Origin of the sequence: Rhizobium etli CFN 42 (genome assembly GCF_000092045.1) — a bacterium.
Taxonomy (GTDB): domain Bacteria; phylum Pseudomonadota; class Alphaproteobacteria; order Rhizobiales; family Rhizobiaceae; genus Rhizobium; species Rhizobium etli.
Genome location: NC_007761.1, coordinates 3,251,632 through 3,273,213 on the forward strand (window position 1 = coordinate 3,251,632; position 21,582 = coordinate 3,273,213).

At 61.4% G+C, this 21,582-nt stretch carries 18 protein-coding genes and 2 pseudogenes; 6 read left to right on the plus strand and 14 right to left on the minus strand.

All coding sequences use genetic code 11. The annotated features are described in order from the left end of the window. The first annotated feature begins 173 nt into the window (after positions 1–173). Positions 174–1,355 carry a glycosyltransferase family 4 protein gene (locus tag RHE_RS15880; RefSeq protein ID WP_011426341.1) on the plus strand — a complete coding sequence of 394 codons (1,182 nt, stop codon included), beginning with the start codon at positions 174–176 and terminating at the stop codon, positions 1,353–1,355. Between the two features lie 6 nt (positions 1,356–1,361). Here RHE_RS15880 and RHE_RS15885 read toward each other — a convergent pair whose 3' ends face one another. Beyond that, a complete protein-coding gene (locus RHE_RS15885) occupies positions 1,362–2,375 on the minus strand; it encodes an alpha/beta hydrolase (RefSeq protein ID WP_011426342.1) in 1,014 nt (337 codons plus the stop codon). A 161-nt stretch (positions 2,376–2,536) separates the two neighbouring features. On the opposite strand from RHE_RS15885, the pseudogene RHE_RS15890 reads away from it, so the two are divergent. Then, positions 2,537–2,979: pseudogene (locus RHE_RS15890) on the plus strand (MarR family winged helix-turn-helix transcriptional regulator). Between the two features lie 255 nt (positions 2,980–3,234). Here the strand turns inward: RHE_RS15890 and der are convergent. From der to RHE_RS15905, 3 genes are all read right to left on the minus strand, one after another. Next, the gene (gene der, locus RHE_RS15895; RefSeq protein WP_011426344.1) at positions 3,235–4,656 is read right to left on the minus strand and encodes a ribosome biogenesis GTPase Der; all 1,422 of its coding nucleotides are present in this window, start codon (positions 4,654–4,656) and stop codon (positions 3,235–3,237) included. 16 nt (positions 4,657–4,672) lie between these two features. Then, complete coding sequence (locus tag RHE_RS15900) at positions 4,673–5,356, minus strand: tetratricopeptide repeat protein (protein WP_011426345.1); 684 nt, start codon at positions 5,354–5,356, stop codon at positions 4,673–4,675. Between the two features lie 100 nt (positions 5,357–5,456). Continuing rightward, positions 5,457–6,041 carry an NnrU family protein gene (locus RHE_RS15905; protein ID WP_011426346.1) on the minus strand — a complete coding sequence of 195 codons (585 nt, stop codon included), beginning with the start codon at positions 6,039–6,041 and terminating at the stop codon, positions 5,457–5,459. A 119-nt stretch (positions 6,042–6,160) separates the two neighbouring features. On the opposite strand from RHE_RS15905, the gene RHE_RS15910 reads away from it, so the two are divergent. Further along, the gene (locus RHE_RS15910) at positions 6,161–7,150 is read left to right on the plus strand and encodes a polysaccharide deacetylase family protein (protein ID WP_011426347.1); all 990 of its coding nucleotides are present in this window, start codon (positions 6,161–6,163) and stop codon (positions 7,148–7,150) included. Positions 7,151–7,362: 212 nt separating this feature from the next. Here the strand turns inward: RHE_RS15910 and sbmA are convergent, their stop codons facing one another. Both sbmA and RHE_RS15920 read right to left on the minus strand, forming a co-directional pair. After that, entirely contained in the window at positions 7,363–8,628 is a 1,266-nt protein-coding gene (sbmA, locus tag RHE_RS15915; protein WP_011426348.1) for a peptide antibiotic transporter SbmA, read from the minus strand. A gap of 125 nt (positions 8,629–8,753) precedes the next feature. Beyond that, on the minus strand, positions 8,754–9,968 hold the full coding sequence (locus tag RHE_RS15920; RefSeq protein WP_042118864.1) for an MFS transporter: 1,215 nt from the start codon (positions 9,966–9,968) through the stop codon (positions 8,754–8,756). Positions 9,969–10,106: 138 nt separating this feature from the next. Here RHE_RS15920 and RHE_RS15925 point away from each other — a divergent pair, with 138 nt between their 5' ends. Continuing rightward, positions 10,107–10,682 (plus strand): PadR family transcriptional regulator, encoded by a 576-nt coding sequence (locus RHE_RS15925; protein WP_011426350.1) that lies wholly within the window; start codon positions 10,107–10,109, stop codon positions 10,680–10,682. Positions 10,683–10,868: 186 nt separating this feature from the next. Here the strand turns inward: RHE_RS15925 and RHE_RS15930 are convergent, their stop codons facing one another. The 8 genes and pseudogenes from RHE_RS15930 to glpK all read right to left on the minus strand — a co-directional run bounded on the left by RHE_RS15930 (position 10,869) and on the right by glpK (position 19,097). Beyond that, the gene (locus RHE_RS15930; RefSeq protein WP_011426351.1) at positions 10,869–12,389 is read right to left on the minus strand and encodes an FAD-dependent oxidoreductase; all 1,521 of its coding nucleotides are present in this window, start codon (positions 12,387–12,389) and stop codon (positions 10,869–10,871) included. Between the two features lie 299 nt (positions 12,390–12,688). Beyond that, the gene (gene map / locus RHE_RS15935) at positions 12,689–13,447 is read right to left on the minus strand and encodes a type I methionyl aminopeptidase (protein WP_011426352.1); all 759 of its coding nucleotides are present in this window, start codon (positions 13,445–13,447) and stop codon (positions 12,689–12,691) included. A gap of 38 nt (positions 13,448–13,485) precedes the next feature. After that, the gene (locus tag RHE_RS15940) at positions 13,486–14,547 is read right to left on the minus strand and encodes an LLM class flavin-dependent oxidoreductase (RefSeq protein WP_011426353.1); all 1,062 of its coding nucleotides are present in this window, start codon (positions 14,545–14,547) and stop codon (positions 13,486–13,488) included. Between the two features lie 240 nt (positions 14,548–14,787). Continuing rightward, a pseudogene (locus RHE_RS15945) lies at positions 14,788–15,061 on the minus strand (GIY-YIG nuclease family protein); the annotation flags it as partial. A 190-nt stretch (positions 15,062–15,251) separates the two neighbouring features. After that, positions 15,252–15,719, minus strand: a complete 468-nt coding sequence (locus RHE_RS15950) for an SRPBCC family protein (RefSeq protein ID WP_011426355.1) — start codon at positions 15,717–15,719, stop codon at positions 15,252–15,254. A gap of 90 nt (positions 15,720–15,809) precedes the next feature. Beyond that, on the minus strand, positions 15,810–17,069 hold the full coding sequence (locus tag RHE_RS15955; protein WP_011426356.1) for an RNA polymerase sigma factor: 1,260 nt from the start codon (positions 17,067–17,069) through the stop codon (positions 15,810–15,812). Continuing rightward, positions 17,066–17,440 (minus strand): YciI family protein, encoded by a 375-nt coding sequence (locus RHE_RS15960; protein WP_011426357.1) that lies wholly within the window; start codon positions 17,438–17,440, stop codon positions 17,066–17,068. The genes RHE_RS15955 and RHE_RS15960 overlap by 4 nt, the downstream gene beginning before the upstream one ends. 163 nt (positions 17,441–17,603) lie before the next feature. Beyond that, a complete protein-coding gene (glpK, locus tag RHE_RS15965; RefSeq protein WP_011426358.1) occupies positions 17,604–19,097 on the minus strand; it encodes a glycerol kinase GlpK in 1,494 nt (497 codons plus the stop codon). A 157-nt stretch (positions 19,098–19,254) separates the two neighbouring features. Between glpK and RHE_RS15970 the strand changes: the two genes are divergently transcribed. Beyond that, complete coding sequence (locus tag RHE_RS15970) at positions 19,255–20,031, plus strand: 3-hydroxybutyrate dehydrogenase (protein ID WP_011426359.1); 777 nt, start codon at positions 19,255–19,257, stop codon at positions 20,029–20,031. 28 nt (positions 20,032–20,059) lie between these two features. Beyond that, positions 20,060–21,526, plus strand: coding sequence for a xanthine dehydrogenase small subunit (xdhA, locus tag RHE_RS15975; protein WP_011426360.1), 1,467 nt, complete (start codon positions 20,060–20,062; stop codon positions 21,524–21,526). The last annotated feature ends 56 nt before the right edge of the window (positions 21,527–21,582 follow it).

Here is a 21,582-nt window from a genome sequence, read left to right on the forward strand (position 1 = left end):
TTGCCGACATAATTACCGGCTCTTACGGCCCTAACCTCCTGTAATTGCTCATACAGGGCTGTAATATTTCCATCATGCACTTCCGCCAAAATAAGAGAGCGGGAATCGCCAATCCGGAACCCCGCCAGGGGTCGCGCGTTGCCATGCCTAAGCGACGCTGATGGAAACGAGATATGCTGCAACGTCCGGCAAATACTTATAGCGGCGAGAGCTGGGCCAATGCCGCAGCCGCCGGAAATCTGCCGGAAAGGCTGGTGATCGTTACCGACGCCTGGCATCCGCAGGTCAACGGGGTCGTCCGCTCCATCGAGAACACCAATCGCGAACTGGCGAAAATGGGTGTCGAGGTTGCGATGGTGACGCCGGAGCGTTTCCACAGCATCCCCTGCCCGACCTATCCGGAAATCCGGCTGTCGATTGCCAATTACCGACGTGTCGCGCGAGAGATCGAAAAGCACAATCCGACCTATGTGCATATTGCCACCGAAGGTCCGCTAGGATTGACCGCCCGCCGCTGGTGCCTGCGCAAGCGCATGCCTTTCTCCACCAGCTATCACACACGCTTTCCGGAATATGTTTCCGCCCGCCTGCCGATCCCGGAGAGTTGGCTCTATGCCTTCGTGCGTTGGTTCCACAATGGCGGCGCCGGCTGCATGGTCGCGACGCCAAGTCTTGCCCGTGAATTGTCCGCAAGAGGCATCAAGAACCTCATGCCCTGGACCCGCGGCATCGACGCCACACAGTTCCATCCGATGCCGCTTGAGCCGGAGCCCCTTGGCCTGCCTCGCCCGATTTTCATGACCGTCGGCCGCGTGGCGCTGGAAAAGAACCTGCCTGCCTTTCTCGATCTCGAGCTGCCGGGCTCCAAGGTCGTCGTCGGCGATGGCCCGGCACGCGCCGAGCTGGAGCAGCGTTATCCGAACGTACATTTTACCGGCGTCAAATTCGGCGAGGATCTGGCGAAAATCTATGCCCAGGCCGATGTCTTCGTCTTCCCCTCGCTCACCGACACTTTCGGCAACACCATTCTCGAAGCCTTGGCATCGGGCGTGCCGGTCGCCGCCTACCCCGTCACAGGCCCGCTCGACATCATCGGTGAGGACAGCGAGGTCGGAGCACTCGACGCCGAACTGCAAGCCGCCTGCCTGGCGGCCCTCTCCGCCTCGCGCGTCAAGGCGCGTGAGCTTGCCATGCAATATTCCTGGGAAGCGGCGACGCAGCAATTCATCAACAATATTCGCGCTGCCAATGGCGTCATTACGCCGAAATGGAAGAAGGCCTGGCAATTTGCCAAGTCGCTTCCGAGAAGCAGAAAGCCCGGCGAAACCGCCGGGCCTCTCCCATCCGGAGATTGATTGGCCTTACTTGTGCAGGGCGCTGCGAAGCGTGTCGTTCGCAACCGCAATGGCGCTGCGGACGGCTGGCGTTTCGGCAATCGCATTCAACAGCACGAAATCGTGAATCGTACCGTTGTAGCGAATCGAAGTGACCTTGACGCCGGCCTGGCTGAGCTTACGGCCATAGGCCTCACCCTCATCGCGCAACACATCGTTTTCATCGGTGATGATAAGGGCGGGCGGCAGGCCGTTGAGCTGTTCGAGCGATGCCTGCAGGGGCGAAGCCGTCGGCTCCTTGCGCTTGGCCTCGTCAGGCAGGTAAGCGTTCCAGAACCATTTCATCGCTTCCTTGGTCAGCCAGGGGCCATTGGCGAACTCATTATAGGAACCATTGTCGAAATTGGCGTCGGTGACGGGGTAGAACAGCACCTGCTGGTCGATGGCGGGGCCGCCGCGCTCCTTGGCAAGTAGCGTCACCACCGCCGCCATGTTGCCGCCGACGCTGTCGCCTGCGACCGCGAGCCTGCTGGCGTCGACGCTGAATTCCTTGGCATGCTCGGCGACATATTTGGTCGCGGCATAGGCTTGCTCGATGGCCACGGGGTAACGGGCCTCCGGCGAGCGTTCGTAGTCGACGAAGACGACGGCGGCATCGGCGCCATTGGCGATTTCACGCACCAGGCGGTCATGCGTATCCGCATCGCCGAGCACCCAGCCGCCGCCGTGGAAGTACAGAACGACCGGCAGCGTGCCCTTGACATGTTCCGGGCGGACAATGCGCAGCTTGATGCTGCCGGTCGGGCCTGTTTTGATGACCTTGTCTTCTTCCTTTGCGGCGAGCTTTTTGACGTCGCCCTTCTGCGCGCCGGCCAGAACGTTACGTGCATCGGCCGGCGACAGCGTGTAGATCGGTTTGCCGCCGACAAGACCGTCGATGAACGTCTGCGTTGTCGGCTCGAGTACCGGATCGGCAAACGCGCCGACGGCGGATCCTGCTAGGAGTACTGCTGCGGAAACTGCGGTCTTGATGGTCGACATTGTCTTGTCCTCTCTGTTTCGGTGTCGGTTCTGAACACGACATCTATATCGCACACGATTATTTATCGCACATTTTAAATCTCGGCACGGCAGCCATGCATAAAGGTGGCTTGCGATTATTTATCGCGCGATATAAATGCATTCAGTTCCGGAGATGACCAATGCAGGATCAGTTGAATTCGACGATTTCATCTGCTTCGCCGTCTATGCGGCAGGCCACGCGCTGAACCGCGTCTACAAGCCGCTTCTCGACACGCTCGGCCTCACCTATCCGCAATATCTCGCCATGGTCGCGCTCTGGGAACAGGACGCCCAGACCGTCGGCGGCCTCGGCGAAAAGCTCTTCCTGGAATCGAGCACGCTGACCCCTCTGCTCAAGCGCCTGGAAAGCGCCGGCTATATCAGGCGCGAACGCAGCACCGAGGACGAACGCGTCGTTGTCATTCGTCTGAGTGCAGCGGGCATTCGCCTGAAGGAAAAAGCGGTCGGCATTCCCGGCTGCATCGTGGAAGCCAGCGGCCGCGATGCGGCGGATCTCACTCGGCTGCGGGCTGAGATCGTGGCGCTGCGCGAGGCGTTGAATAAGAGCGGGACTCACGGCTAACCGCACCACCTCGTTCCGGCCCCCTCTGCCTGCCGGGCATCTCCCCCACAAGGGAGGAGATCGGCAAGACGAATCCGCTTGCCAAGACATCAAACCGCGCTAAGCGGCTTCAGCCATCCGCGATGGTTGACGAGGGCGAGCGGCCGCTCCAATCCAATCTCCCCCCTTGTAGGGGAGATGCCCGGCAGGGGCAGAGGGGGGTACCCGAAGCACGACACAAGCGAATATAAAGGCGCCAACCCAGCGCCCCGCCCCTTACGTCCGCTTCTTCTTCGACTCGAACGGATTGTCGGGCGAGCGGAAATGGATGCGGATCGGAACGCTTGGCATGTCGAAATCGGCGCGCAATCCGTTGATCAAATAGCGCGTATAGGATTCCGGCAGCGCGTCGGAGCGGGTGCAGGAGATCATGAAGGCCGGTGGACGGGCCTTGACCTGTGTCATGTACTTCAGCTTGATGCGGCGGCCGGAAACGGCCGGTGGCGGATGCTGAATCTGCTGCGTCTCCAGCCAGCGATTGAGCCGCGCCGTCGAAATGCGCTTGTTCCAGACCCTGTCCGTGTCGATAATCGACTGCATCAGCTTGTCGAGGCCCCAGCCGGTCTGGCCGGAGATCGGAACGGCGCGGATGCCGCGCGCCTGCGGCAGCAGCCGATCGGTCTTTTCGCGCAGGTCCGCAAGCACCGCCTGCCGGTCCTCGATCATGTCCCACTTGTTGAAGGCAAGCACGGCCGCCCGGCCCTCGCGCAGCACGAGGTCGACGATCTGCAGGTCCTGCTTCTCGAACGGAATCGTCGCATCGAAGACGATGACCACGGTTTCGGCGAAGCGGATGGCGCGCAGCGCGTCGGCGACGGAGAGCTTCTCCAGCTTCTCGGTTACCCGCGCCTTGCGGCGCATGCCGGCGGTATCGAACATCTTGATGGTGCGGCCGCGCCAGTCCCATTCCACCGAAATGGAATCGCGGGTGATGCCTGCCTCAGGGCCGGTCAAAAGCCTGTCTTCGCCGAGGAAGCGGTTGATCAGCGTCGATTTGCCCGCATTCGGCCGGCCAACGATTGCCACCCGGAGCGGCTTGGTCTCGTCATAGGCCGGCTCTTCGTCCTCGCCGTCGGCCTCGTTTTCGCTCGGCGGAATGTCGACATCGGTGACCGCGACATCCTCCTTGGCATAGGCCCGGTCCTTGCCGATCGCCTCGACGATCGCGTCGCGCAGATCGAGCATGCCTTGCCCGTGTTCGGCCGAAATCGGCGTCGGCTCGCCCAGCCCCAGCGTATAAGCGTCATAGAAGCCGCTGTCGGAGCCGCGCGCTTCGGATTTGTTGGCGACGAGCACGACCGGCTTACCGCGCCGGCGCAACATCTCGGCCAGAGCGGTATCGACGGGCGTTAGCCCGTTCTTGGCGTCGACGACGAAAAGCGAAAGATCAGCCTCATCGATTGCCGCTTCCGTCTGAGCGCGCATCCGGCCCTGCAGGCTTTCCTCGTCGGCTTCTTCCAGACCGGCCGTGTCGATAATCGTAAAGGTCAGCCCCATCAGCCGCGCATCACCCGGCCGGCGGTCGCGCGTCACGCCGGGCGTATCGTCGACGAGCGCAAGCTTCTTGCCCACCAGGCGGTTGAAAAGCGTCGACTTGCCGACATTCGGACGACCGACGATGGCGACCGTGAAACTCATTCTTTTTCCTTAAAACTCAGCCCTGCGCGGCGGGCGCCTTGCCGGATGCGGTAATGAGATCAAGCATCATCTGCGCACGATTGGCAACAGGACGCGGGCTGCCGGCATCGTCGACAATCGACTGGAACCATTGCCGCGCCTGCGCCATGTTGCCGGCCTTGTAGGCGGCCAGACCGAGTGCTTCACGCGCCGAATGGCGGAAGGCGTTACTCGGCACGGCCATTTCTTCGATCACGGCCGAAACCTGCTCATAAGAACCGTTCTCGATCAGCAACCAGCCCGCGCGCATTTTGGCGACATCGCGCACGGCAGCCGGAACGCTGTTGTCTTTGCCGATCTCGTTGAAGGCGGCGATCGCCGCGCCGGCATCGCCCTTCTGAGCCTGGACGGTCGCTGCCCGCATGCGCGCCAGCACCGGATAGGCGCCATGGCCTTCCTTCTCCAGCTTTTCAAGCGCGGCCAGCGCCTCGTCGTTCTTGTTCTCGTCGGCAAGCTTCATCGCCGCCAGAAACTGGTCCCCGGCGCCGGAGGAGCGGGTATCGTCCCAATATTCGTAGAGAACCTTGCCGGCGGTGCCAAGAACGATCAGAATGGCGACGACGATGATATAGCGTCCGAACCGGCGCCATACGCCCTTCATCTGGTCGGATCGCAATTCCTCATTGACTTCACGGATGAAGCTGTCGTCGTTGAATGCCATTCTCGTCTCCGGCCGCGGAAATACCTAGCTGTGCAAAACGCACATTGCCGGGCCTTCTACTCCATTTTGCCGCCGTTGTAAGGGGGATGCGAAAGATTCATCACGTCACGAGCGGCGAAACCCCGATCAACCATTCGTGCAGCTTCCAGATGATCAGCGCCCAGACGACGATGCCGATGACAAGGGCATAGAGGTCGTACTTGGCCGAAACGAAGGGCCGGAGCGTGATTTCGCCCGCCCGCTCGCGGCGCTTGAGCGAAATGCGCACGATCACGCCCCAGGCAAGGAAGGCCGCAAACAGCAGGACCGACGATGTCTCACCATTGGCGAGCAGGTGCGCCAGCGCCCAGATCTTTACCGACAGCACCATCGGATGTTTGGTCCTGGTCGCTATATGCCCCGCCGGCAGCAGCGAGGCGACGAGACAGATCATCGCGATCAGCATCAACGTGATCGCGATATGCGCCGTCCAGACCGGCGGATTGTAAAGCATGCCGGTCACCTGCCGGGCCTGGCCGAAACCGTAGATCAGAAGGATCAGCGTGAGGATACTCGCGATCGAATAGCCGGCCCGCCAGCCCTTCTCGCCGAGACTTGCGATCATCGAGCGGCGCAGGTCCGGAGCCACCACCCGCACCAGATGCACCCCGAGAAAAAGTATGATGCCGACGATAAGCAGTGCCATTGCGGTCCCTCCGTGTAATTTCTCATGGCTTAGCGAGTCGCGCGAAAAAATGCCAGCAACACCGCAGCTTCGCCGCAATTCTGTCGGAGGGAAACCGCGAACAAATTGTCGCGGTGTCCATGTCTCGTCCTCTCTTCGCCACCTGTCTGCTTGCCTCCCTCGTTCTTCCCGCGGCGGCAGAGGCAGCCGACCGGCCGAAGCAGCTTGTCATTATCTCCTTCGACGGCGCCCACGATAATGCGCTCTGGCTGAAAAGCCGCGAGATGGCCGCCAGGAACGGCGCCCACTTCACCTATTTCCTCTCCTGCACCTTCCTGATGAACGAGGCGGCGAAGAAGGCATACCAGGCGCCGCACCAGAAACGCGGGAAATCCAATGTCGGTTTTGCCCAGAGCGACGACGAGATCCGCGAGCGCCTCGGCAATATCTGGCATGCCCATCTCGAAGGCCATGACATAGCAAGCCATGCCTGTGGCCATTTCGACGGTCGTCTGTGGAGCGAGGCCGACTGGTCGGCCGAATACGCGACCTTCCATGCGACGTTGAAAAATGCCTGGAAGAGCGTCGGCCTCGAAGAGCCCGCCGGCTGGCAAGATCTCGTCGATCACGGCATCAAGGGCTTTCGCGCCCCCTATCTCTCGGCGACCGCGGGCGCCGATATGATCGCCGCAGAAAAGAAGGCGGGTTTCACCTATGACGCAAGCCTCGTCACCAAGGGTCCGGCCATGCCTGTCGAAGAAGACGGCATCCTCCGCTTCGGCCTGCCGCTGATCCCCGAGGGTCCCAGCGAAAAGCCGATCATCGGCATGGACTACAATCTCTTCGTCCGCCATTCCAGGGGTGAGGAGGACAGCGCGGATTCGAAGGCATTCGAAGACCGCGCCTACGCCGCCTTCTCCCAGGCTTTCGATCGCCAATATAACGGCGACCGCATCCCTCTCCAGCTCGGCTTCCATTTCGTCGAAATGAACGGGGGCGCCTACTGGCGCGCGCTCGACCGCCTGGTCAGCGACGTCTGCCATCGCTCAGATGTGGCCTGCGTGAGTTATTCGGAATCGATCCCGATGATCGAGGCACGCGGCAAGCTGCAGCAGACGTCGGGGCTCTGACAGAAAGCTTCTTGAACGAGGGGTGGTGCCGCGCAGCCCCCTCATCCGACCCTTCGGGGCACCTCTCCGCGCCGGGGAGAAGAGGGAACGAAACCTCGCCGCAAGTCTCTTCTCCCCAGCGGGGAGAAGGTGCCGGCAGGCGGATGAGGGGGCTGCACGGCACACCGAAGCTTTTTCCATGAAGCCACCGCGACCGCGACAAACATCATCCATCAACCATCAGCGTGCAGGATACCCGCTTCCCGATCCAGATAACGCTGGTCGATCTCCGGCAGCGGCTCATTGTCGATGGTAGCCTCAAATGCCTTTAGGCGTTTGTGGATGGAGAGCAGTTCGATGATCGTCGTCCAGGAATTGACGAGATACTGGAACGAGCTGCTGACCTGGCCGAAAGCGGTGGCGATCTGCTGGAAGATACCGTAAGTGATCGCGCCGGCGACAAGGGTCGGCGCCATAAAGAAATAGACGAAAAGATTGTCCGCCTGCAGATAAAATGAGCGGGCAACATTGAAGTACATATAATGGAAGTACAGCGTAAAGTAATTTTTCCGTACTGCTGAGAACAGCTCCTGGACCGTCGGCGGCTGCGCGCGGTCAGCATGGTCCTCGCCATAGACCAACTCTTTGCGATAGGCCGCCTCCACACGCTGGTTCTTGAAATTCAGCCCAGGCAATTTGACACCCGCAACAGCGAGCAGGACCGTGCCGAATGCCGACCAGAAGATAGCCAGCCAGAAGAGAGAGTTCGGCACCTCGCCAAGGATTGGCAGGCTGGTCACGTAGTGCGATAGCCCCATCATGATCGGCAGGAAGACGACCAGCGTCATCACGGAGTTGATCAAGTTGATGCCAAGGCCTTCTAAGGTGCTGGAAAAGCGCATCGTGTCTTCCTGAACACGCTGGGAGGCACCTTCGATATGGCGAAGCTTTTCCCAATTCGCCATGTAGAAATCGTTCATCGCCGTTCGCCAGCGGAAAATATAATGGCTGGTGAAGAAATCGGTCATGATCGATACGAACATGGCGAGGAAGGCGATCTGCGCGAAAATCAGAAACAGGTCGTCGAAATTCTCGACGGTAATACCCGGCTTCTTAGCGAGGGCATTCTGCAGCAGGTCGCCGAACGGCCGACGCCAATTGTTGATCACGACTGAGATCTGCACGCTGAAATAGGTGACGAAGATGATCAGCGCCGATCCCCAAATCGACCATATCTTCCAAGGATGGCTCATCGCCTTCAAATGCCAAAAGCCGCAAAAGATCAAAGCGCTTGCCAGAAAGTATCCATAAAACCAGAGGTTCTCCGGCAACAGGAAAAATGAAAGGTCGATCGGCTGTTGCTCTTCCGGAACCGGCACAAAGCCGAGCGACGCGCCGAGACCGGCAGCGAAAAAATACCACCCAAATATTGAAATCAGCGTCCACACGACAAGAGAAATGAAAAAAGGTTTCGGCTGGGGAAAAAAAGAATGAAACACGGGGAGCTTTGCTTTCCTGAACTGTGAGTCTCGGGAGTGTCGTGGAACACTGATTTTGCCGGAAACTAAGGCAGTTCGAAGGAAGCAGCAATGGGTTCGGCCCATTGTTACATAGATGTAACGGGTTAAGCGACTTTCCTGATGACCGGCATCACCAGCCCCGCGCAGACCAGGAGTGCAACGGCGGCAATCACCGTCGGGACGGTGAAACTGCCCAAGCGCTCGGCGATCCAGCCGGCAACGATCGGCCCGACGATCTGGCCGACGCCGAAGGCAGCCGTCATCATCGCCAGGATCCGCCGCGGGCTCTCGGGCGCAAGCTTGCGCCCGATCTGCAGCCCGTAAGCGGTGATCGCCAGGAAGGTCGCCCCGAACAGCGCGCCGCCGATCAGCGGTGCGGTCGATGGCGGCAGCATCACGGTGGCAAGCACGCCGGCGGCTTCGATCAGAAGCGCCGCAACATAGACGCCGCCATGCCCGAGCGGCCGGACCAGCGGCTTCCAGGCAAACAGCGCCACTGCCGCCGTCAGCCCGGCGATGAACCAGCAGAGGAATTCGACGAAGGCACCCGTGGCGGACAGGCGGGCGATGGTGACGAGGAAGGTCGCCGTGATCACGTAGCCGAAGCCGAACAGGCCGTAGGACAGGGTAACGAGCACCATCGGCCGGTTCCAGACGAGCGCCGGCTCCTTGCCTGCCCGCGCCGACTGCGCCGGCGCCGTGGGCAAAAGCCACCAGACGATAGCGAGGCTCGCCGCGCAATAGATCGCTCCGCCGATCCAGTCGGCGCGCCAGCCGTCCGGCCCGTCGTGAAAGCTGAGGCCGATCAGGAGCACCATGACCGAGGACAGCGCAATGCCCACCCCCGGCCCGCCGAAATGCGCCGCCTGCACATGGTCGTTGCCGGCCGCAGCCCCGTGGCTGAGCACAATCGACGAGGTGAAGACCATCGCAAAGGCGCTGGCGAGGCCGGCGAGGAAGCGGATGACGGCGAAGACCGCGACGGAATCGGTGGCGGCCATGGCCGCAAGCAGGATTGCGGTGGCAAGCAGCGCCCAGAGCGCCACCAGCCGCTCGCGCCCCGCCGCCCAGCCATAGGCCGCAAGCACGGCGCCGACGAGATAACCGACGAAATTCGCTGAGGCGATCAAACCCGCATCCGCTGCCGAAAGCGGTACGCCGCTCATCATCCCGGGTAGGATCGGCGTGTAGGAGAAGCGGCCGAAACCCATGGCCGCCGCCATAGCAACGGCGCCGGCAGCAGCAGTGGCAACGAGGTTTGGCTGGGAGTGAGGCGGGCGGGAAAGCATGTTGCGCTTATCACGCCGCAGCACCGGCATCGCAAACGACTATTTCTGATCGATCGATCAATTTCCCGAAAGCTCAATAAATCTGCGGCTTCCCTTGAAAGGAGCTGTCTTACGATATATGTTTTACGACATAGCCAACGATACATCTAGAGATGGAAGGAAGAAGCCATGAGAGGTTTTAAAGGCGGCATGTTCGGGGAAGCTTTTCGCATGGGCCGCAAATTCGCGGCAGGCGATCTGCAACTCGTGATCCTAGCCCTGCTCGCCGAGCAACCGCGCCACGGTTACGAGTTGATAAAGCTGCTGGAGGAACGCTCAGGCGGCTTCTATGTGCCGAGCCCCGGCGTCATCTATCCCGCCCTCACCTATCTCGAAGAAACCGGCCTTGCCGAGGTGGAGAACGAGGGCACCAAAAAGCTCTACCGCATCACCGAGGCCGGCCGCCGCCGCGTCGAGGAAAACCGCGAGATGATCCTGCACACGCTCGCCAAGCTCGAACGCATCGGCGAGAAGATGGCCTATGTGAAGCGTGTTTTTGAAACCGACCGTCACGGCGCCGACGAGGGTGACGACGGCGACTTCATGCAGGACGGCGGCGATATCCGCGCTGCTCGCATGCTGCTGCGCTCGGCCCTTAGGATGCGTTATCCCTGGTCAAAACCCGAAGCCGCCCGCATCGCCGGGATATTGGAACGTGCCGCCACGGAAATTCTGCAGGGCGGCAGGCCGGATACGCGGGGGTGAAGAGGGGGTGGTTTCCGACTTCGGCGCATTCGAGGTGCGCCCGACGGGTTTGGCGCCTCAGCATGAGGAGCGTCGGACGATCCCGCAGGAAGGGAAGAAGGCCCGGGGAGCCAACGAAGTCTTGCGGCTGAGCCATACGCCGCCCGTGCAGTTCGGTCTGTCCGTGTTAGCTCACCGGAGCAATACTCAATCGATCTCGGTCAGAGGCGAGACTGCTGGTGCGTTCAGGACCGTTCCATCCACCGCGAAGTGCGATCCGTGGCATGGGCAGTCCCAGCACCGCTCCAGGGAGTTCCAGTGCACGTGGCAGCCGACATGCGTGCATGTGGCAGATCGCCTGTACAGCGTGCCATCGTCGCCGCGGAACGCTGCGATCTTGGTCATTCCTTCGCGGACGATAGCACCTTCTCCCGGTCGCAGCCGATCGACGGACTCGATTTCGCCGGGCGCGACATACTCGGCGAAATTTTTGATCATTGTCGCGTTCTCGGCAAGGTAATTGCCGACCGCGCTCACCGTCTTCCGGGACGGCTCGTAAAGTTCCCGCCAGGCACTATTGCCGCCGAGAATGACCTCGGAGATCAGGAGTGAGGCCACCACGCCATGGGTCATGCCCTCGCCGGAATCTCCGGTAACCACGAATAGCCGTTCGTTGCCGGGATTGCGGCCGATGAAGCCGGCATAGTCGATAGTCTCCATCACCTGCCCGGACCATCGATGGGTTTCGGCCCCGAGATCGGGCACCAGTCTTCTGCTCCAGGATGTCAAAGCGGCGAAGCGATCGTCGGCGTCGTCGGCGGTGCCAGTCTTGTGGTCCTCCCCACCGACGATGAGGAAATCGCTCTCGTCATCGCCGGGATGAAGGCGGACATAGTGGTAGGGGTCCTCGGTATCCCAGTAGAGACCATCCGGTACGATGCCGCGTGCAATCTCGAACGCCATTGCGTAGGTTCGATAGGGTGCCTGTTTCGTATGGAGTGCAACCCTATCGTTGATGGGCGAGTTGGTCGCCACGATGGCCCACCTGGCGGTAACGGTGAGGCCGGAGTTCGTTCCCACGCGCACCCCGCCGTCGGTTTCCTCGACCTTATCGACGATCGTGTCGCTGTAGAGGGTGCCGCCGCGCGCCCGAATTCCGGTGGCCAGACCGCGAAGATATTTGAGCGGATGAAATGTCGCCTGATCCGGATACCGCAGGGCGGGCGTGTCCGCATGCCGGGCAAGCGGCAACCCCGAGACTTCCTCGACGGCAATGCCGATTTTGCGGCCCGCCTCGAGCTCACGCCGGAGATCGGCCGCCGCCTTTTCAGAGGCGAGAAAGAGAAAACCGTCGAGCCGACGAAAGTCGCACGAGATGCGTTCCGCGGTCTGGATGGCCTCGATGCGGTCGATCGCCGCAGAGTGGCTCTGGAAATAGAGCCGTGCCAGTTCCTCGCCGCGCAACCCGATGAGTTCCGAAAAGTAGTCGTCGCATACCGACGCAAGGTGTGCAGTTGTGCGGGCCGTCATGCCGCCGCCGATCCGGCCTCGGTCGAGGACTGCAACCTTTTGCCCCGCGGCAGCCAGCTCGTACGCGATCGACATGCCTGCAATTCCAGATCCGACCACCACGGCGTCGAAGTCTTCGTTGCGGCCGAGGGGCACTGCGTCGGGCACGACGTCGACGTCTGACCACAGAGACACGGTCCGTTCGTCGCTCGCATTCATGGCGGAGTTTCTCCTAGTCCTATCCGCGGTAAATGGGCGGATGAACCGAATGTTCCGGGCGGACCTCAGACCCGTCAGGAGCCAAGCACTCCATTGCTATTTTAGAATGCCATAATATACAGTTGAGAGTTGTTGTCATTGACGTAATCTAGGTGCGCGAGCCGAATAGGTCGGCGGCGTGGAGGGAATTCTATAGCTCTGCGCTCCCAGGGCACCCCAGTTCATTTCCGAAAAAGGCAAGCTTACCGAGTCCTTGAAGTCGCTTTAACCGGGTCCATCCATGACGACAGGGTGGTCTGCTACGCCCGACCGTCCGGCAAGGTCAAAATCACCGGTCCGTTGCGCGTCGCGACCACCGTGTGCTCATACTGCACGGTCGGCGCCTTCGGATCGGCATAGAGCGTCCAGGCATCGTCGCCGCCTTCGGCCCAGGTGGCGCCAAGCGACAGGAAGGGCTCGACCGTGAAGACGAGGCCATCCGCCATGATGCGTTTTTCCGAAGGATCCGGCCAGGTCGAGAGTTCGGCGGGTTCCTCGTGGAGCGAACGGCCGACGCCGTGGCTCGCCAGATTGGCGACCAGCGTATAACGGTTCTTCTGGGCAAAGGCGCCGACGGCGCTGCCAATCTTCGAGAGCGGCTCGCCCGCTTTCACCTGATTGAGCCCCACCCAGAGTGCGCGCTTGCCATCGCGGCAGAGCCGGTCGATCTTCGGCTTGACCGGCGGCACTGCGAAGGAGGCGCCGGTATCGGCGAAGAAACCGTCTTTCTCGGCCGAGACGTCGATATTGATGAGATCGCCGCCGCAGATGACGCGCGCACTGGGAATGCCATGGGCGATTTCCTCGTTGACGCTGATGCAGGTCGCACCTGGAAACTGGTAGCAAAACTCCGGCGCCGAGCGCGCGCCCGAATCCTCGAGCACTTTGCGGCCGATCTGATCGAGCTCGAGTGTCGTCATGCCCGGCTCCATCGCCGCTGCCATCACCTGGATGGCGTTGGCGCAGATGCGGCCGATCTCCTTGAGCTTTGTCAGTTCGTCGTCGTTTACGATAACCATTCGTCCGTTCCGGCCTGCGCAGGGCGGCCGCGGCCACCTCAAGCTGAGGCTTTCGCCCCTTCGCTCTTTTCAGTCAATGCCTTTCTGACGATCGGCGCCACTTTCGTCCCGTAGAGCTCGATGCCGCGCATGATCTGATCATGCGGCATCAGGCCGATTGCCATTTGCAGCAGGAAGCGGTCGTTCTTGAACAATGCCTGTTGGGCGATGATCTTTTCGGCGACCGCCTCCGGATCACCGACGAAGAGCGCGCCGTTCGGTCCGCGCGACAGGTCGAATTGTGCCCGGCTCGTCGGCCCCCAGCCGCGCTCGCGGCCGATGCGGTTCATCACCTCGGCCTGAGGCCCGTAGAACTGGTCGGCGGCCATTTCGGTCGTATCGGCGATGAAGCCATGGACATTGATGCTGGTCTTCAGTTTCGACTGGTCCTGCCCAGCCCGGCGTGCCGCTTCGCGATAGAGCTCGAACAGCGGCGCGAAACGGCGCGGCTCGCCACCGATGATCGCCAGCGCCACCGGCAGACCCAGCGCGCCGGCGCGGGCCAGCGATTGCGGTGTGCCGCCGACGGCGACCCAGAGCGGCAGCGGATCCTGCAGCGGGCGGGGATAAACGCCTCGGCCGCGGATCGGCGCTCGAAGCTCGCCGCTCCAGTCGACCGTCTCGCCATCGCGCAGCGCCAGCAGAAGATCGAGCTTCTCCTCAAATAGCTGGTCGTAGTCTTCGAGCTTGTAGCCGAACAGCGGAAAGGACTCGATGAAGGAGCCGCGCCCGGCCATGATTTCGGCCCGGCCATTGGAAATCAGGTCGAGCGTCGCAAACTGCTGGAAGACACGCACCGGATCGTCGGAAGACAGCACCGTGACGGCGCTCGTCAGCCGAATATTGCTGGTCTTGACGGCCGCCGCCGCCAACGCTACGGCGGGAGCCGACGCCGCATAGTCCGGCCGGTGGTGCTCGCCCAGTCCGAAGACATCGAGCCCCACCTGATCGGCGAGCTCGATCTCCTCGATCAGATGCTTCAGCCGCTCGGCCCCCTCCGCTCCCTTGCTGCGGGAAGGGTTAGGATTGACGTCCGCAAAGGTGTAAAGGCCAAGTTCCATTGTCGCACCCCATTGAATTCAACTGGAGATAAGGACCGGCGGCAGGGAACGCAAATACAAACTCTGGAAGGGAATGTTCGAGAATTTCGATAGCAGTTGGATGGTTCGACGATGTCGCTCAACCTTGGCCGGCAGCCCGAGAGGAGTCTTCGCGCCGTAGACACGGCGCTGCTGGATTCCTGTGCCTGTGACAGGAATCCAGCAGTGGGTCCGCGCGACGAGAGACTCTTCACAGGCCCAGTGAAACGAAATATCCTCCCACTCAGGATTTTCCCGATCGATCAGATTGAGCTTCCACCGTCGCGCCATTTCTTGATCGTCTTCTTCCGTGTGATCGCCGTCGTCAGCAAATCTGCTCCTCGAACCAGACCAGCGTCTTGACGCCATACTTCGACGTAAAGCCTGGCGTCAGTTCATTCTGGCGCTCGTATAGACACCCGGCAAGATCTCGCGTCACACCGGTATAGAGCGTGCCGTTGCGTGCAGATGCGAGAATGTAGACGTACCCTTTCATGTCAGCAGATTGGCACAGCGCAGCATGAGAAGCATAGGGCAAAATCTCCCAATACCGACGCGCCTAATCACCAATTCGAATCTGAATTCAACAACTTCCAAGCCTCAGCGGAATCATCCTCCAAACCACCTCATACCGCACTCGAAGTATCAGGACGGCGCGCCGTATCGCACCGTCCCTGCCGACCAATTCACATCTTCGCCAGCAGTTCCGCGAGCTGGTCGGCGGCCTTGCCCCATCCTTCATGGAAACCCATCTTCTCATGCGCTTCCTTGTCCTCGGCACGCCAGTGCAGCGCCTTGGCCGTATATTTCGTCCGGCCGTTGCCGAGCTCCTCAAGCAGGATGACGCCGGTGAAGAACGGTTTTTCGGAAGGCACCCAGGCCTCGCTATAAGCATCGGTGAAGACGAGCTTCTCGTTCTCGACGACTTGGAGATAGACACCGCGGTTTGGATAGCGATTGCCTTCGGGATCCTGCATCACGACGACGCTGGAGCCGCCGGGGCGGACGTCGAGCGTCGCTTCGGCCACGCCCCAGGGGCGCGGTACGAACCACTGCTTCAGAAGCTCGGGATCGGTCCACGCCTTGTAGATCTTCTCGCGCGGGGCGTCGAATTCGCGGACGAGGACGAGTTCATGCGGCGTGCTGGCAATCATTTCAACACCTCTCCATTTGAGTGAAAGCCTGTTTCGTATCAGGTTGTTGCTAGGACGTACCGGACTTCGCCGCTCCGACAGCGCGCCGAATTATTTTACGGCCGCCTGCCCGGCCTCTTGCTGCATCTTGTCGATCTGTCGGCGGATATGAGCCGCCTCCGCCGCCGAATGGGCAAGCGCAATGGCGCGATCAAAGGCTTCGCGAGCCTGACCGTGGCGGCCGAGTTGCTTCAAGAGATTGCCACGCAGCCCATGATAATAGAAATAACCGTCGAGTTTCTCGCCGAGCGGATCGACGAGATCGAGCGCGGCCTCAGGCCCATGCAATTTGGAAATAACCACCGCCCTGTTGAGCGTGATGACAGGGGATGGCTGAATGCGTTCCAGCGCGCGATAGAGCAGATCGATCTCGACCCAGTCGGTATCTTCAGCCCGCTTTGCCCGGGAATGAACGGCGGCGATCGCCGCCTGCAGCTGATAAGGTCCGGGTTGCCGATGGCGCAGAGCCTTGTCGAGCAGCGCTAAGGCCTCGTTGATGAACAGCTGGTTCCACAGCGATCGGTCCTGATCCTCGAGCAGCACGATCTCGTCTTCGGCGCTGAACCGCGCCGGCCGGCGAGAGATTTGCAGAAGCATCAGCGCGAGCAGTCCCATCAGTTCGGGCTCGGCGGGAAAGATCCGCAGCATCAGCCGCGCGAGCCGGATCGCCTCGTCGCTGAAGGCTGCCGCCTCATGTCTGGGGTCGGCCTGACTGTAGCCCTCGTTGAAGATCAGATAGATCATGGTACTGACGATCGAAAGCCGCTCCGCCCGCTCCTCGGAGCTCGGTGTCTCGAAAGGCACGCCCGCCTTGGCGACGCGCGCCTTGGCCCGGGTGATGCGCTGCTCCATGGCGCTTTCGGATACCAGGAAAGCGCGGGCGATCTGCGGTACCGAAAGCCCGGAAACGATGCGCAATGCCAGCGCGATCTGTTGGGTCGCTGGCAGGTCGGGATGGCAGCAGATGAAGAGAAGCCGCAGGATATCGTCGCGATAGTGGGAATCGTCCAGCCGCTCGGCAATATCGCTTTCGGCATCCTCGGTATCGGAAATCGTGTCCTCATCCGGGAGCGCCTGGAGCTTTGAGCGCTTGCGCACCGCATCGATGCCGCTGTTCCGGCCGACGAAGATCAGCCAGGCGGTCGGATCGCGCGGCGGCCCTTTCTCCGGCCATGTCCGGATCGCCCTCAGGCATGCCTCCTGGAACGCCTCCTCCGCGGTGTCGAGATCGCGAAAATAGCGAAGCAGCGCACCGAGCGCCTTTGGGCGGGCAGAGGCAAGCGCGAGGTCGATCCAGGCAATGTCGGTCATGATGCAGCATCTCCCGGCCTGAACACGTAGAACGGCCGAATTTCGTAAGAGGTGGAACCCGGATTGACGGACGAGAGCTGCTTCGAAAAGGCGACCGCCTCGTCGAGCGTATCGAAATCAACCACGTAGAAGCCGAGAAGCGCCTCTTTCGTTTCCGCGAAAGGACCGTCGATGACGAGGGCCTCGTCCCTGCCCTTGCGCACGGTCGTCGCCGCGGTCGTCGGCATCAGCCGGCCGACCGGGCCGAGCTTGCCGGCTTTGGCAAGCGGCTCCTGCACGGCGTAGAGCTTCTCCATGACGGCAGCCTCCTCCTCCTTGGTCCAGGCGAAGACGGTTTCCTCATGGGCATAACAAAGGATCGCGTAAAGCATCGGTCACTCCTCTATTCCGAATGACGAAGGAGTAACCGCTTAGCCGACAGGTCGCATCAAAAAATTGTTGGTGCGGTATCGGTGATCTTCCGGAGCACAGCAGCCTCGCGGCTGAAGGAGCTGCCGGACGCGGCGCGGCAGTCCGTTTTCACCTTTGACTTCTTCACCCCTCGCTCAGGGTCCGCCGGACCGCACTCCGCCAGCCTTTGAGTTTTGCCGCCCGCACCTTCTCATCCATATCGGGCTCAAACCGCCGGTCCCGTTTCCACGTCGTGGAAAAATCTTCCTTGTCCGGCCAGACCCCTGCCCGACTCCCGGCGAGCCAGGCCGCACCCAGCGCCGTCGTCTCCAGGATCATGGGGCGGTCGACCGGGGCGTCGAGCAGGTCGGCGAGCCGCTGCATCGTCCAGTCGGAAGCGACCATGCCGCCATCGACACGCAGGACAGTGTCGTCGCCGCTATTCTTCCAATCCTTCTGCATCGCGTCGAGCAGATCGCGGGTCTGAAAACAGACGGCCTCGAGCGCGGCCCGCGAGAGCTCTGCCGGGCCGGTGTTGCGCGTCAGCCCGAAGATGGCGCCACGCGCCTTGGCATCCCAATGCGGTGCACCGAGGCCGGTGAAGGCGGGCACGAGGTAGACCTCCTGTGTCGGATCTGCCCGCTCGGCAAGTGCATTGGTCTCGGCGGCGCTGCCGATGATCCCTACTCCATCCCGCAGCCATTGCACCGCAGCACCTGCGATGAAGATCGATCCCTCGAGCGCATACGTCGTCTCACCGTCCAAGCGATAGGCGATGGTTGTCAGCAGTCGGTTTTTTGAACGCACCATGTCGGCGCCGGTGTTGAGCAGCGCGAAGCAGCCGGTGCCGTAAGTCGATTTCAGCATGCCCGGGGCAAAACATGCTTGACCGATGGTTGCCGCCTGCTGGTCGCCGGCAACCCCGAGGATCGGGATCGCAGCGCCGAAAATCTCAGGATCGACCGTGCCGAAATCGGCGGCGCAATCCCTGACCTCCGGCAGCATGGCGGCCGGCACTCTCAGAATGTCGAGCAAATCCTCGTCCCAGGCGTTTTCGGCAATGTTGTACATCAGCGTGCGCGACGCATTTGTGGCGTCGGTGACGAAGCTCTTGCCGCCGGTCAGCCGCCAGATGAGAAAGGTGTCGATCGTACCGAAGCAGAGGTCACCCCTGGCGGCACGCGTCCGGGCGCCCTTGACGTTGGCGAGCATCCAAGAAAGCTTCGTACCGGAAAAATAGGGATCGAGGATCAGGCCGGTCTTCTTGGTGAACAGCCGTTCGAGATCCTGCCGTTTCAGATTGTCGCAATAGCTTGCGGTGCGTCGGTCCTGCCAGACGATGGCATTCTGGATCGGCCGACCCGTCTCCCGCTCCCAGACGACCACCGTCTCGCGCTGGTTGGTGATGCCGAGCGCGGCAATATCCTTGGCCGCAACTTCCGCATCGCGCGGCGCCATCTGGACCGTGGAGACGACCGAATCCCAGATTTCCTCTGGATCGTGTTCGACCCAGCCCGAGCGAGGATAGATCTGCGTGAATTCCTTCTGGCCCTTGCCGGCGACGTGCATGTCGCCATCGAAAACGATCGCCCGCGTCGACGTCGTTCCCTGATCGATCGCCAGAACATATCCGCTCATAAAATCCTCCCGAAGCATGTCGATTATCGTGACAAATCAATAGGACACGGACGCGGGCGAGAAAAGCGAATAAAGCGGAATTGCCAGCCTGCCGGCTTGGGCATAACCTCGCCCGATAACGTTGCAACGCAGCATCGCGATCTCAGGAGAGAACAGCATGAGCAGATCAGTCGTCGTCACCGGTTCCACCAGCGGCATCGGCCTCGCGATCGCCACCGCCTTCGCCGAAACCGGCGACAACATCGTCATCAATGGTTTCGGAAACGCCGATGAAATCAAGGCGATCGTCGCGCGGCTTGAATCAGTGTCGAAGGCCCGGGCGATCTACCACCCGGCCGATATGACGAAGCCGGCGGAGATTGCCGATCTGATCGAAACGGCGGCAAAGACTTTCGGCAGCGTCGATGTGCTGGTCAACAATGCCGGCATTCAGCATGTCGAGAAGATTGAGGATTTCCCGATCGAGAAATGGGACCAGATCATCGCCATCAATCTGTCGAGCTCCTTTCACACCATGCGCGCCGCCATTCCGCTGATGAAGGCGAAGAAGCGCGGCCGCATCATCAACATCGCCTCCGCCCATGGCCTCGTCGCCTCGCCCTTCAAATCCGCCTATGTTGCGGCAAAACATGGTATATTGGGCCTGACGAAGACGGCAGCCCTGGAACTTGCCGAATTCGGCGTGACGGTCAACGCCATCTGCCCCGGCTACGTGCTGACGCCGCTCGTCGAGAAGCAGATACCGGATACCGCCAGGGCCCGCGGCATGACCGAGGAACAGGTGAAGAGCGAGGTCATCCTCAAGGCGCAGCCCACGCGTGAATTCGTCAAGGCCGGGGAAATCGGCGCGCTGTCGCTCTACCTCGCCAGCGAAGCCGCCCGGCAGGTGACCGGAACGCACATCTCGATTGACGGTGGCTGGACGGCAGCCTAACCATTTGGAAAAAACAACCGGGAATATCATGAACGACAGCATCCGCTTCATCCTGAATGGCGAGGACATTGCGCTTACCGATGTCGGGCCAACCGAGACGCTTCTTGATTTTCTCAGGTTGAAGCGGCGCCTGACCGGCACCAAGGAAGGATGCGCGGAAGGCGATTGCGGTGCCTGCACCGTGCTCGTCGGGCGGCTCGCCGACGGCAAGCTCGCTTATGAATCCGTCAATGCCTGCATTCGTTTCCTGGGCTCACTGCACGCGACCCATGTGGTGACGGTCGAGCATCTGGCCGGCCGGGACGGCGCCCTGCATCCGGTGCAGCAGGCGCTTGTCGACTGTCACGGTTCGCAATGCGGTTTCTGCACCCCGGGCTTCGTCATGTCGCTCTATGGTCTGTGGCTGACGAAAGAAAAACCCGGCCGCCGCGAGATCGAAAAGGCACTACAGGGCAATCTCTGTCGCTGCACCGGTTACGAGCCGATCGTCAAGGCCGCCGAGCAGGTGAGCCTGATGCGGCCGAGCGCGCTATTCGACCCGCTGGAGCGGACGCGCTCGGAAATCATCGCGCGGCTCTGGGCTATGCAGGCAAGCGGCACCATCCGCATTGCCAAGGGCGAAGACCGGTTGATTGTGCCTGCTTCGGTCCAGGCACTTGCCGAGGTTCTCTCACAGGAGCCGGACGCGATCGTCATTGCCGGCTCGACCGATGTCGGCCTCTGGGTGACGAAGCAGATGAGGCGGCTGAGCCCTGTCGTCTTCATCAATCACTTGAGCGAGTTGCAGTCGGTCACGGAGAGCGAGGACGGCATCACCATCGGCGCCGGCGTCAGCTATACCGGCGCCTTCGCGGCGATTTCCAAAAAGATTCCGGCGCTCGGGCGGCTGATCGACCGCATCGCCGGCGAGCAGGTACGCAACATGGGCACGATCGGCGGCAATATCGCCAACGGCTCGCCGATCGGCGACAGTCCGCCACCCTTGATCGCGCTCGGGGCGACGTTGACGCTGCGCTCCCTTGAAGGCCAGCGCAAAATGCCGCTCGAGGATTTCTTTATCGCCTATGGCAAGCAGGACCGCAGGCCAGGCGAGTTCGTCGAAAGCGTCTTCGTGCCCTACCCCAAGGCAACCAGCCGCTTTGCCGCCTACAAGATCACAAAGCGCCGCGACGAGGACATCACCGCCGTGCTCGGCGCCTTCCTGCTGACCCTCGACGACGCGGAGATCGTCACCGACATCCGCATCGCCTACGGCGGCATGGCGGCAACGCCGAAACGCGCCCGGACGGTGGAGGCCGAACTGATCGGCAGGCCGTGGACGGAAGCAACGATCCAAGCGGCCCGCCCAGCCTTCGACGCCGATTTCCAGCCGCTCACCGACTGGCGCGCCACGGCGGAATATCGCCAGCTGACGGCGAAGAATTTGTTGACGCGATTCTATCTGGAAACGGTGGGCGCGCCGGCTGAGCTGAAGCGGTTCGAGGAGGTGGCGTGATGAAGACGGTTCATGTTTGCGCAAACCACCCCCCTCATCCGGCTGCCGCCACCTTC

Coding starts and splice junctions, on each gene's coding strand:
- RHE_RS15880 (WP_011426341.1), top strand. CDS start 174: ATGCTGCAACGTCCGGCAAATACTTATAGCGGCGAGAGCTGGGCCAAT.
- RHE_RS15885 (WP_011426342.1), bottom strand. CDS start 2,375: ATGTCGACCATCAAGACCGCAGTTTCCGCAGCAGTACTCCTAGCAGGA.
- der (WP_011426344.1), bottom strand. CDS start 4,656: ATGAGTTTCACGGTCGCCATCGTCGGTCGTCCGAATGTCGGCAAGTCG.
- RHE_RS15900 (WP_011426345.1), bottom strand. CDS start 5,356: ATGGCATTCAACGACGACAGCTTCATCCGTGAAGTCAATGAGGAATTG.
- RHE_RS15905 (WP_011426346.1), bottom strand. CDS start 6,041: ATGGCACTGCTTATCGTCGGCATCATACTTTTTCTCGGGGTGCATCTG.
- RHE_RS15910 (WP_011426347.1), top strand. CDS start 6,161: ATGTCTCGTCCTCTCTTCGCCACCTGTCTGCTTGCCTCCCTCGTTCTT.
- RHE_RS15920 (WP_042118864.1), bottom strand. CDS start 9,968: ATGCCGGTGCTGCGGCGTGATAAGCGCAACATGCTTTCCCGCCCGCCT.
- RHE_RS15925 (WP_011426350.1), top strand. CDS start 10,107: ATGAGAGGTTTTAAAGGCGGCATGTTCGGGGAAGCTTTTCGCATGGGC.
- RHE_RS15930 (WP_011426351.1), bottom strand. CDS start 12,389: ATGAATGCGAGCGACGAACGGACCGTGTCTCTGTGGTCAGACGTCGAC.
- map (WP_011426352.1), bottom strand. CDS start 13,447: ATGGTTATCGTAAACGACGACGAACTGACAAAGCTCAAGGAGATCGGC.
- RHE_RS15940 (WP_011426353.1), bottom strand. CDS start 14,547: ATGGAACTTGGCCTTTACACCTTTGCGGACGTCAATCCTAACCCTTCC.
- RHE_RS15950 (WP_011426355.1), bottom strand. CDS start 15,719: ATGATTGCCAGCACGCCGCATGAACTCGTCCTCGTCCGCGAATTCGAC.
- RHE_RS15955 (WP_011426356.1), bottom strand. CDS start 17,069: ATGACCGACATTGCCTGGATCGACCTCGCGCTTGCCTCTGCCCGCCCA.
- RHE_RS15960 (WP_011426357.1), bottom strand. CDS start 17,440: ATGCTTTACGCGATCCTTTGTTATGCCCATGAGGAAACCGTCTTCGCC.
- glpK (WP_011426358.1), bottom strand. CDS start 19,097: ATGAGCGGATATGTTCTGGCGATCGATCAGGGAACGACGTCGACGCGG.
- RHE_RS15970 (WP_011426359.1), top strand. CDS start 19,255: ATGAGCAGATCAGTCGTCGTCACCGGTTCCACCAGCGGCATCGGCCTC.
- xdhA (WP_011426360.1), top strand. CDS start 20,060: ATGAACGACAGCATCCGCTTCATCCTGAATGGCGAGGACATTGCGCTT.